This is a genomic window from Nonomuraea sp. NPDC001684, assembly GCF_053596515.1.
This window is the reverse complement of record NZ_JBSFGJ010000381.1, coordinates 1-9,019: the sequence shown is the minus strand read 5'-3', so window position 1 is coordinate 9,019 and position 9,019 is coordinate 1. Positions and strand designations below refer to the sequence as shown.

Here is a 9,019-nt window from a genome sequence, read left to right as displayed (position 1 = left end):
CACCCCCTGGCCGACGCCGATCACCATGGCCAGCGCGGTGGCCGTGTCGGCCGCCCACGCGTCCACCAGGCCGGCGGCGGGCCCGTGGAAGGCCAGGACCGGCGGGTCGCCGTGCAGGTTGGGCACCGCGCCGTGCCGCAGCAGGGCCCGGTTCAGCGCGGCCGGCGCGGCGGGGCTCGCGGTGAAGGCGGGCCGCAGCTCCTCGGCCACCCCGGCCAGCCGGTCGGCGTCGGCGCCGGTCAGCGCCCTGCTGGGCGTCCATCCATGCTGGACGAAGGCGGCGTCGAGGGCGGCGCGCCGGTCGGCCGGCGGCCCGGCGGGACGACCACGCACCTGGGTGACGGCCAGTTCGTTGACCAGCAGCACGGCCAGATCCACCCACCTACCGACATAACTGTCTATCTGGGACTGGCCGGTGATGCGCCACACGTCTGTCGTCACCGGCGAAGCCTACCTAGGCAGTGAGGTCGGGGAGGGTCACTCGAAGCCGGGGGCGGGTTGCCACAGGCTGATCTCGGTGCCCTGGTCGTCGGTGCAGGAGCAGCCGCGGCCGGACTTGCTCTCGTACACCTCGCCCGTCGTGCCGCCGAGCTCGCGCACCCGCTCGACGGCGGCGTCGATGTCCTCTACGTGGTAGTAGAGGTTGGGCTGCGCGGACGGGCCGCCGGCGCGCAGGCCCATCGGCACGTCGGTGTTGGTGACGTGCAGGTACCGCTCGTGCTCGCGCCTGAACTCCCAGCCGAACAGCGGCCCGTAGAAGGCCGCCGCGCGCTCCAGGTCCTCGACCGACAGGGTGTAGTAACCCAGCTGGACACTCATGCACGTCTCCCCGCAACAATTGCCGTTATCGTTAAGCATCAACACCATAACGGAAGCAGGCAAAGATTAACAACGACGTTAACGACCTGGACGCCACACTGGACGCCACGCTGGCCGCCCTCGCCGACCCCACCCGGCGCAAGGTGATCGACCTGCTGCGCGAGGGCCCGCGCCCGGCCGGCGAGCTGGCCCAGGCGGTGCGGATGAGCGCCCCCGCGCTCAGCAGGCACCTGCGCGTGTTGCGGGCCGGCGGCCTGGTGCGGGCGGAGGCGGGCGGCGAGGACGCCCGGCTGCGGCTCTACACCCTGCGCCAGGAGCCGTTCGCGGCGCTGCAGGCGTGGCTGGACCAGGTGCAGGCGTTCTGGGCCGAGCAGCTCGGCTCGTTCAAGGACCACGTGGAGCGCGGGCGGTGAGCGCGGTGCGGGCGGCGGTCGTCGTGCCGGTCGATCCGGCGACCGCGTTCCGGATGTTCACCGACGAGATCGACCAGTGGTACGTGCGCGGCCGCCACAGCTGGGTCGATCCCGCCCGCGCGGTGGCCATCCGCTTCCAGGACGGCTACCTGCGCGAGCTGTGGGACGACGGCGGCCACGCCGACCTGGGCCGGATCGTGCACTGGGAGCCGCCCCGCCGCCTGGTCTGGGCCGACCTGCTCAACCCGGGCGGCCGGATGGAGATCGAGGTGGCCTTCACCGCGGTCGAGGACGGCACGCGGGTGCTGCTCGAACACCGCGGCCTGGACACCCTGCCGCCGGACGTGGCCGGGCGCATCCGCCGCGGCTACTCCTGGAACATCGTGCTGGACTGGTTCGCCGCCCGATGGACCCGGGCGTGATACGCGGGCGTGATCAGCGGCGGCCGTACTTCTTGTGCACGGCCTGCTTGCTGACGCCGATCGCGTCGGCGATCTGCGCCCAGGGCAGGCCCGCCACCCTGGCCCGGCGCACCTGGACGGCCTCCAGGCGCTCGATCTCGCGCCGCAGCGCGGTGGTGGCGTGCAGGGCCAGCAGCGGATCGTCGTCCTGCGCCTGCCTCATCAGGGACGCCAGGTCGTTGGTCATGCCCTAACGGTAGTCCACGATCTCCCGCCGCTCAGCGGGTCATCGCGCGTCCAGGACCAGGCGGACGCCGAGGCCGATGAGCACGACGCCGGAGATCTGCTCCAGGCGGCGCCTGACGGCCGGGCGGCCGAGGAAGTCCCTGGCCCTGGCGACGGTCCAGATGAGCAGGCCGTACCAGACGGTGTCCACCAGCACCCACACGACGGCGAGGGTCACCAGCGTCAGCGGCACGTTCTGCCCGGCCGGCACGAACGGCGGCAGGAAGGACATCGCGAACACCGCGGCCTTGGGATTGGCCAGGCAGGTGCCGAGCCCCGACAGGTAGGACCCGCGCAGGCCGGCCACCGCCTCGACCTCCACCGGCGGGGTGCCCCTGCGCGCGTGCCACAGCGCCTGCGCGCCCATCACCACCAGCACGACCGCGCCCGTGACGCGCATGACGTCGTAGGCGACCTGCGAGGCCATCAGCAGCGCCGACAGCCCGAACGCGGCGGCCAGCCCCCACAGCAGGATGCCGGTCTCGTTGCCCAGCGCGGCGGCCAGGCCGGAGCCCCGGGAGCGGAGCGTCTGACGCAGGATGACGGCGGTGCTCACGCCGGGGACCATGGCCACCAGGAAGCACGCGCCGACGAAAGCCAGAAGGTACATGCTGGGCATGCTGACAGAGACGGCCGCCCGTTTCCCGCCATTTATCCGCTAGAGGTACAGCTTGCCGAGGCCGGCCACCGCCTCGGCCATCAGCGCCCGCAGCTCGGCCGGCTCCAGCACCTCGACGTCGGCGCCCATGCGCAGCAGCAGCCAGCGCGCGTGGGTGAGCGACTCGACCGGCATGGTGAGCGTGCGCCAGCCCTCGGGGTCGGGCTCGCCCGCCGCGGCCAGCGCCGCGGCGACCACGTCGGACCCCATCGTGTACGCCAGCAGGTCCTCCCGGCCGGGCGCCAGCCTGATGACGGCCTCGGCGGTGTACATGCGCTCGCGGAACTCCTTGGCGTACGCCCGCCAGAACGCCGCCAGCTCGAACCCCTCCGGCCTGCGGAACCGGCCCGGGAGCTGCTCGACGGTGAGGATGCGCGAGACCCGGTAGGTGCGCGGCGAGCCCTCGGGCGGGGCGGCGACCAGGTACCAGGAGCCGCCCTTGAGCACCAGCCCGTACGGGTGGATCACCCGGTCGACCTCCCGCTGCCCCCACCGGCGGTAGGTCATGTGCAGCGGCCGCTGGTCCCACACCGCCTCGGCCACGTCGCTCAGGTGCGGCACGTCGTCGGCCGAGCGGTACCAGCCGGGCACGTCCAGCAGGAAACGCTCGCGCATGCGCGAGGCGTGCGAGCGCGGCTCGGGCGGCAGCGCGGCCAGCAGTTTCAGCTCCGCGGTCGCCGCGACGTCGGCCAGCCCCAGCTCGGCGGCCGGTCCCGGCAGCCCGGCCAGGAACAGCGAGGACGCCTCCTCGGCCGTCAGGCCGGTCAGGCGGGTGCGGTAGCCGTCCAGGAGCTGGTAGCCGCCCGCCGGTCCGCGGTCGGCGTAGACCGGGACGCCGGCCGCCGACAGGGCCTCGACGTCCCGGTAGACCGTGCGGATCGACACCTCCAGCTCGGCGGCCAGCTCGGGCGCGGTCATCCGGCCCCGCGTCTGCAGCAGCAGGAGGAGGGAGAGCAGGCGGCTGGCACGCATACTCGTCATTGTATTGCGCACAATTTCGGTGTTTGTATGAACAGATGGAACGTTTGACCGCCATCATGAACGCCCTGCGCGCCCAGGACAGCGTCTCGGTGACCGAGCTCGCCGAGCGGCACGGCGTGTCGGAGATGACGATCCGCCGCGACCTGGACGAGTTGGCCCAGCAGGGCGTGGTCCGCCGGGTCAGGGGCGGGGCGCTGTCCCTGCTGCTGCGCGGCGAGGAGCCGCCGTTCGGGGTGCGCGAGCGGGAGGCGGTGGAGGCCAAGCGGCGCATCGGCGTCCAGGTCGCGGCGCTGATCGCCGACGGGGAGGCGGTCGTCCTGGACGGCGGCACCACCGTGCTGGAGGTGGCCCGCGCCCTGGCCGGGCGGCGGCTGACCGTGCTGCCGCTGGCGTTGCAGGCCGTCTCGCTGCTGGCCGCCGCGCCGCGGGTGCGCCTGGTGCTGCCCGGCGGCGAGGTCCGCAAGGGCGAGCTGAACGTCACCGGCCCGCTCGCCGAGAGCTCGATCGCGGCGCTGCGCTTCGACACCGCGGTGATCGGTTGCTGCGGCCTGTCGGCCGAGCACGGCCTGACCGCGCACGACCTGCCTGAGGTCGCGGTCAAGCGGGCGGCCATCGCCGCCGCCCGGCGGGTGATCGTGGCCTGCGACTCGGGCAAGTTCTCCCGTACGGCCTTCGGCGCGGTCTGCCCGATCTCCCGCCTGGACGTCGTGGTGACCGACGAGGGCGTGCCGCCCGAGCAGCGTGACGCGCTCCTCGCGGCCGGGGTGGACGTCAAGGAGGTCGGATGAGACGCGAACGGACGGCCGTCCACCTGCTGTTCTTCCTGGCCGGCCTGGCCATCGGCACCTGGACGGCCCGCATCCCCGCCATCAAGGAGGCCCTCGGGCTCGACGCGGGACGGCTCAGCCTGGCGCTGCTGGCCATCGCCGCGGGCGCCGTCGCGGGCATGACGACCGTCGGCCGCCTGGTGGACCGGTACGGCAGCAGCCGCGTCATGATCCCGGCGGCCCTGTTGCAGGGCGTGGTGCTGGTGCCGCCCGCCTTCGCCCCCGGCCTGGGCGCGCTGGCCGCCGCGCTGCTGGTCTTCGGGATCGTCCACGGCGTCCTGGACGTGTCCATGAACGCCAACGCCGTCGAGGTGGAACGTGCCTTCGGGCGGCCGGTGATGTCGTCCTTCCACGCCGTCTACAGCGTCGGCGGGTTCGCCGGGGCCACCACGGGCGGGCTGTTCGCGCAGGCCGGGCTGCCGCCGTCGGTGACGTTCGGGTGCGTGGGGGCGGTGATCGCCGTGCTGGCGGTGTCGGCCTGGCGGTGGGCGCTGCGCTCGACGCCCGCTCCCCTGCCGGCCGGCGGCTCGGGGTCCGGACGCCCCAAGGGCATCCTGTTCCTCGGCGTGCTGGCCTTCTGCTGCCTGGTGGGCGAGGGGGCAGCGGCCGATTGGAGCTCGGTCTACCTGCGCGAGAACCTGGCCTCCTCGGCGGGGTTCGCCGCCGCCGGGTACGCCGCGTTCTCGATCGCGATGACCGCGGGGCGGCTGGCGGGCGACCGGCTGGCCGCCCGGTTCGGGCCGGTGGCGCTGGTGCGGTGCTGCGGGCTGCTGGCGGCGGCGGGGCTCGGGCTGGCGCTGCTCGGCGGGGGGCCGGTGGCCGGGGTGGTGGGGTTCGGCTGCTTCGGGGCGGGGTTGTCATGCATCGTGCCGCAGGTGTTCTCGGCCGCCGGGCATCGGGATCCGGCCTTCGCCGGGCGGGCGCTGGCGCGGGTGGCGTCCGTGGGGTACCTGGGGTTCCTGTCGGGGCCGGTGATCATCGGGGCGGTGGCCCAGCTCGCCGGGTTGCCGCGGGCGCTGGCCGTACCGGCGCTGATGGCGGCCTTCGTCGCCCTGACGGCCCCCGCCCTGCGGTCTTAGGCATCCGATCGCGGGCGGCGGCGTGCCGGGGATCAGCCGAACTGCTGCCAGCCGAGCCTGATCACCATCGCCACCACCACGCACAACAGCACGACCCGGACGAACGCCGTGCCGCGCCTGATCGCCATCCTGGCGCCGACCTGGGCGCCGGCCACGTTGCACAGCGCCATGCCGAGCCCGAGCGCCCACTGCACGTGGCCCTGCAACCCGAACACCGCCAGCGCCCCGAGGTTGGTGCCCACGTTGATGATCTTCGCCGAGGCGGAGGCGGAGACGAAGTCCAGGCCGAGGATGGTGGTGAAGGCGATGATGAGGAACGTGCCGGTGCCCGGCCCCATGATGCCGTCGTAGAAGGCGATGCCCACGCCCGCCGCGGCCACCGCCGCCACCACCCGGCCGTCGGTCCGCAGGTGCGGCTGCGGCAGGGCGCCCATCGAAGGGCGCAACGTGACGAACGCCGCCACGCCGAGCAGCACCACCATCACGACCGGGCGCAGAACGTCGGCCGAGATCGCCGCCGCCGCCCACGCGCCCAGCCCGGCGCTCACCACGGCCAGCGCCGCACCCGGTAACGCCACCTGACGGTCGATCTTGGTCGAGCGCGCGTACGCCACGGCGGCCGAGGCCGTGCCGAACACCGAGGAGAACTTGTTGGTCGCCATGGCCTGGACGGGCGGCATGCCGGTCATCAGCAACGCCGGCAGCTGCACCAGCCCGCCGCCGCCCACGACGGCGTCGACCCATCCGGCGCCTGCCGCGGCCGCCAGCAACACCACAACCTGCTCCAGCGGCACGCCGCCCCCCCTACTCCCCCAGGAAACGCCCAGAACACTACAGCCCCCCTCCAACCACCCACCGCAGGCCACCCCCAACCCCGGCCTGTCACCTCGGCCCCCCGGCCCTCAGCCCAGTCCCCCACCCCGGCCCCTCACCTCGGCCCCTCCGGCCCTCAGCCCAGTCCCCCACCCCGGCCCCTCACCTCGGTCCCTCGCCTGCTCCGGTGCTGCGGTCAGGCGGCGAGGACGGAGGCCATGGCTGAGAACCGGAACCGGCGTGCCAGCTGCGCGACGCCGCGATCGAGGTGCCGGCCCAGGAGGGCGGCAGGGGCCTGACCCACCGGGCGATCGACCCGCGGCCGTGCCTGCCGGAAGGCACGGCCAAGAACTGCTTCGCCACCCGCGCCAACCTGGCCCTGCGCCTGCGCGCCCACGAGGCGGCGGGCCTGTCGGCGACCCGGCGTACCGCCGCAACGGTCACGATGTGCCTCGACACGGCCCTGACTACCTGCTCACCCAACCGGCCGAGACGCTGGCCGACTACGGCCTCGACGCCTTCCTGCGCGACCTCCTGCACACCGTCTACTCGCCGCGCGGGTGACCGGCGGGCGCCGTCCCGGCCGGGTAGGCGAGACTGGACCGGTGACGATCGAGAACGGACCGCCCGTGTCGAGCACCTCCATCGTGGTGCTCACGCTGGCGCGGCGGGTCGAGACGGAGCTCTCCGCCGAGCTGGCGCCGCTTGAGCTGACGATCAGCCGCCTGGGGCTGCTGGGACACATCGCCGGGGTGCCCGGCGCGTCCTTCAGCGACCTGGCCCGCATGTCGGGCATCTCGGTGCAGAGCGTGCACACGGCGGTCAAGGGGCTCGTTCAGGCGGGGCTGGTGCGCGACCGTACGGCGCGGGCGGGGTCGGCCTCGACCATCGAGCTCACCCCCGAGGGGCAACGCCTCCTGCGGGAGGCCGCCCAGGCCATCACCAAGGTCGACGAACGCCTCTTCGGCCCCGACGCCGACCCCGTCCAGCAACAGGTGGGCGAAGCGATCCGCACCGCCTTTCCCGCCCCCTGACCCCTCGGCCCCATGGCCCCGGGCGGGCCGAGATCGTTCAGGACGACCGGGCATGGTCCTGCCGAGCAACGCCATGTCGTACGGCACGACTGGCCGCGCCCGCGCCGGACCCACGCAGCGGTGAGCACGCGGTCGGCGACCGTGGCACACGCCTGCTTGAGGTGACGACACAGAGCAGCTCGTTGCCTCCAGCCGGATAGATCGTGACCGGGCGCAACTTAAAGTTACTAACCGTGATATTCGCTAACTCTAAGTGGCTGTCTTGTGTAACGGCAGCCACGATGACCACGACACTGGCCCTCGTGCCGACCGTCGCGCAGGCGGCGCAAGGGAGCCAGACATTCGGCTACACCGGAGCTCCGCAGACCTTCACAGTCCCCGAAGGAGTGTGCGAGCTGATCGTGGACGCCTTCGGCGCCGCGGGCGGCACCGCCGTCTACGGATCTCCCGGCGGGCGAGGCGGTGAGGTCAGCGGCACCGTACGGGTGAATCCAGGAGACGAGCTGACGATCGACGTCGGCGGCGCGGGCACGGGCGGGAACCTCGACACCGGCGAGCCTGCGGCGGGAGGCTACGGCGGAGGCGGCCGGCCCGGCGGCTTCCAGGAGGACCTCAGACCCGGCAACGGCACCAACGGCGGTGGCGGAGGCGGCGCGACGACGATCACCCTCGGCACCCAGCCGCTCATCATCGCCGGCGGCGGTGGCGGCGGCGCCGGCAGCTTCGCCAGTGGGACGGAGGGGCAAGGCGGCGACGGCGGCCAGAACGGCACCAACGGCGCCACTCCGAACCAGCCTGGCGCCGGCGCAGGCGGCTCCTCGGGCGGCAACGGCGGCGCAGGCGGCCCCGGCGGGCAGCCCGTGGCCGACTTCGACCTTCCCGGTCTTCCCGGCGGCGACGCTCAAGGACGCACCGGCGGGGACGGCGCCGTCAACCTCGCCGACCCGCACATGGGCTCGGGCGGCGGCGGTGGCGGCGGCGCACAGGGTGGCGGCGCCGGCGGCTCCTCCTCCGCCAGCACCCTGTACGGCGGCGGCGGTGGCGGAGGGTCGAGCCTCGGCCCCGCCGGAGCCACCTACACCACCGGCGTCCGCGAGGGCAACGGCGAGGTCACCCTCTCCTACGACACCGAGTCGTGCGGCGTCCCGCCCACGCCGGAGCCGTGTCCCAAGGAGAAGCTGAAGGTGGACAAGGTCGCCGACCGGACCAAGGTCTCCGTCGGCGACCAGGTGCACTATCGCATCCGCGTCACCAACACCTGCGACAGGACCTTCCTCGGCGCCACCGTCACCGACGACCTGACCGATGTGCTCGACAACGGCTCACTCACGGGACCGATCCGGGCCACGACGGGAACCGTCCAGCGCTCCGGCGACACCCTGGTCTGGACCGGCGATCTGACCCCAGGCCAGACCGCCACGATCACCTACACGGTGATCGCCCGCGCGCCCGGTTTCCTGCGCAACATGGTCTCCTGGCACTGCAAATCGTCTGAGGCCCTCATGAACTGCACCGACAGCACCATCGTGAAGGTCTTCCACAAATCACCACACAAACCACGACCCTGGTAACTGTCCCACGTCCCAAGGGGGTCCAGGCGTGGCCTGCGGCCCCCTCTCCTTCGCGTGCCAAGGCCGGAATACAGACCCCAAGATTGACGCCCACGCGGCCGCCGCCCCGGCCTTCGGGGCGGCAATCAGCGAGCAGGT

General features: G+C 73.2%; 12 protein-coding genes. 6 read left to right on the top strand and 6 right to left on the bottom strand.

Annotation, left to right across the window (positions count from 1 at the left end; translation table 11 throughout):
- Together ACWCSD_RS40490 and ACWCSD_RS40485 are read right to left on the bottom strand one after the other, a co-directional pair.
- Window positions 1-441: hypothetical protein (locus ACWCSD_RS40490; RefSeq protein WP_449922815.1), on the bottom strand; the 441-nt coding region annotated here is incomplete at its 3' end.
- Window positions 442-477: 36 nt separating this feature from the next.
- Window positions 478-819: a VOC family protein gene (locus ACWCSD_RS40485; RefSeq protein WP_397156668.1), complete on the bottom strand. Its 342-nt coding sequence runs from the start codon at window positions 817-819 to the stop codon at window positions 478-480.
- Between the two features lie 65 nt (window positions 820-884).
- Here ACWCSD_RS40485 and ACWCSD_RS40480 point away from each other — a divergent pair, with 65 nt between their 5' ends.
- Both ACWCSD_RS40480 and ACWCSD_RS40475 read left to right on the top strand, forming a co-directional pair.
- The gene (locus ACWCSD_RS40480) at window positions 885-1,232 is read left to right on the top strand and encodes an ArsR/SmtB family transcription factor (protein ID WP_397157564.1); all 348 of its coding nucleotides are present in this window, start codon (window positions 885-887) and stop codon (window positions 1,230-1,232) included.
- Window positions 1,229-1,654, top strand: a complete 426-nt coding sequence (locus ACWCSD_RS40475; protein ID WP_397156666.1) for an SRPBCC domain-containing protein — start codon at window positions 1,229-1,231, stop codon at window positions 1,652-1,654. Before ACWCSD_RS40480 ends, ACWCSD_RS40475 begins: the two co-directional genes overlap by 4 nt.
- A gap of 13 nt (window positions 1,655-1,667) precedes the next feature.
- Here the strand turns inward: ACWCSD_RS40475 and ACWCSD_RS40470 are convergent, their stop codons facing one another.
- Genes ACWCSD_RS40470 through ACWCSD_RS40460 form a run of 3 tightly spaced genes read right to left on the bottom strand, consistent with a single transcriptional unit; the run spans window position 1,668 to window position 3,548 of the window.
- A complete protein-coding gene (locus ACWCSD_RS40470) occupies window positions 1,668-1,880 on the bottom strand; it encodes a hypothetical protein (RefSeq protein ID WP_352328267.1) in 213 nt (70 codons plus the stop codon).
- Between the two features lie 39 nt (window positions 1,881-1,919).
- A complete protein-coding gene (locus tag ACWCSD_RS40465) occupies window positions 1,920-2,528 on the bottom strand; it encodes a LysE family translocator (RefSeq protein WP_449922812.1) in 609 nt (202 codons plus the stop codon).
- Between the two features lie 48 nt (window positions 2,529-2,576).
- Window positions 2,577-3,548 (bottom strand): helix-turn-helix transcriptional regulator, encoded by a 972-nt coding sequence (locus ACWCSD_RS40460; protein ID WP_449922810.1) that lies wholly within the window; start codon window positions 3,546-3,548, stop codon window positions 2,577-2,579.
- Between the two features lie 44 nt (window positions 3,549-3,592).
- On the opposite strand from ACWCSD_RS40460, the gene ACWCSD_RS40455 reads away from it, so the two are divergent.
- Together ACWCSD_RS40455 and ACWCSD_RS40450 are read left to right on the top strand one after the other, a co-directional pair.
- Window positions 3,593-4,345, top strand: coding sequence for a DeoR/GlpR family DNA-binding transcription regulator (locus ACWCSD_RS40455; RefSeq protein WP_449922808.1), 753 nt, complete (start codon window positions 3,593-3,595; stop codon window positions 4,343-4,345).
- On the top strand, window positions 4,342-5,463 hold the full coding sequence (locus ACWCSD_RS40450) for an MFS transporter (RefSeq protein ID WP_449922806.1): 1,122 nt from the start codon (window positions 4,342-4,344) through the stop codon (window positions 5,461-5,463). Before ACWCSD_RS40455 ends, ACWCSD_RS40450 begins: the two co-directional genes overlap by 4 nt.
- A gap of 32 nt (window positions 5,464-5,495) precedes the next feature.
- Here the strand turns inward: ACWCSD_RS40450 and ACWCSD_RS40445 are convergent, their stop codons facing one another.
- Window positions 5,496-6,257, bottom strand: a complete 762-nt coding sequence (locus ACWCSD_RS40445) for a sulfite exporter TauE/SafE family protein (protein ID WP_449922804.1) — start codon at window positions 6,255-6,257, stop codon at window positions 5,496-5,498.
- 624 nt (window positions 6,258-6,881) lie between these two features.
- On the opposite strand from ACWCSD_RS40445, the gene ACWCSD_RS40440 reads away from it, so the two are divergent.
- The gene (locus tag ACWCSD_RS40440; protein WP_449922802.1) at window positions 6,882-7,310 is read left to right on the top strand and encodes a MarR family winged helix-turn-helix transcriptional regulator; all 429 of its coding nucleotides are present in this window, start codon (window positions 6,882-6,884) and stop codon (window positions 7,308-7,310) included.
- A gap of 281 nt (window positions 7,311-7,591) precedes the next feature.
- Window positions 7,592-8,881, top strand: coding sequence for a DUF7927 domain-containing protein (locus ACWCSD_RS40435; protein WP_449922800.1), 1,290 nt, complete (start codon window positions 7,592-7,594; stop codon window positions 8,879-8,881).
- The last annotated feature ends 138 nt before the right edge of the window (window positions 8,882-9,019 follow it).

Coding starts and splice junctions, on each gene's coding strand:
- ACWCSD_RS40485 (WP_397156668.1), bottom strand. CDS start 819: ATGAGTGTCCAGCTGGGTTACTACACCCTGTCGGTCGAGGACCTGGAG.
- ACWCSD_RS40470 (WP_352328267.1), bottom strand. CDS start 1,880: ATGACCAACGACCTGGCGTCCCTGATGAGGCAGGCGCAGGACGACGAT.
- ACWCSD_RS40465 (WP_449922812.1), bottom strand. CDS start 2,528: ATGTACCTTCTGGCTTTCGTCGGCGCGTGCTTCCTGGTGGCCATGGTC.
- ACWCSD_RS40460 (WP_449922810.1), bottom strand. CDS start 3,548: ATGCGTGCCAGCCGCCTGCTCTCCCTCCTCCTGCTGCTGCAGACGCGG.
- ACWCSD_RS40455 (WP_449922808.1), top strand. CDS start 3,593: ATGGAACGTTTGACCGCCATCATGAACGCCCTGCGCGCCCAGGACAGC.
- ACWCSD_RS40450 (WP_449922806.1), top strand. CDS start 4,342: ATGAGACGCGAACGGACGGCCGTCCACCTGCTGTTCTTCCTGGCCGGC.
- ACWCSD_RS40435 (WP_449922800.1), top strand. CDS start 7,592: ATGACCACGACACTGGCCCTCGTGCCGACCGTCGCGCAGGCGGCGCAA.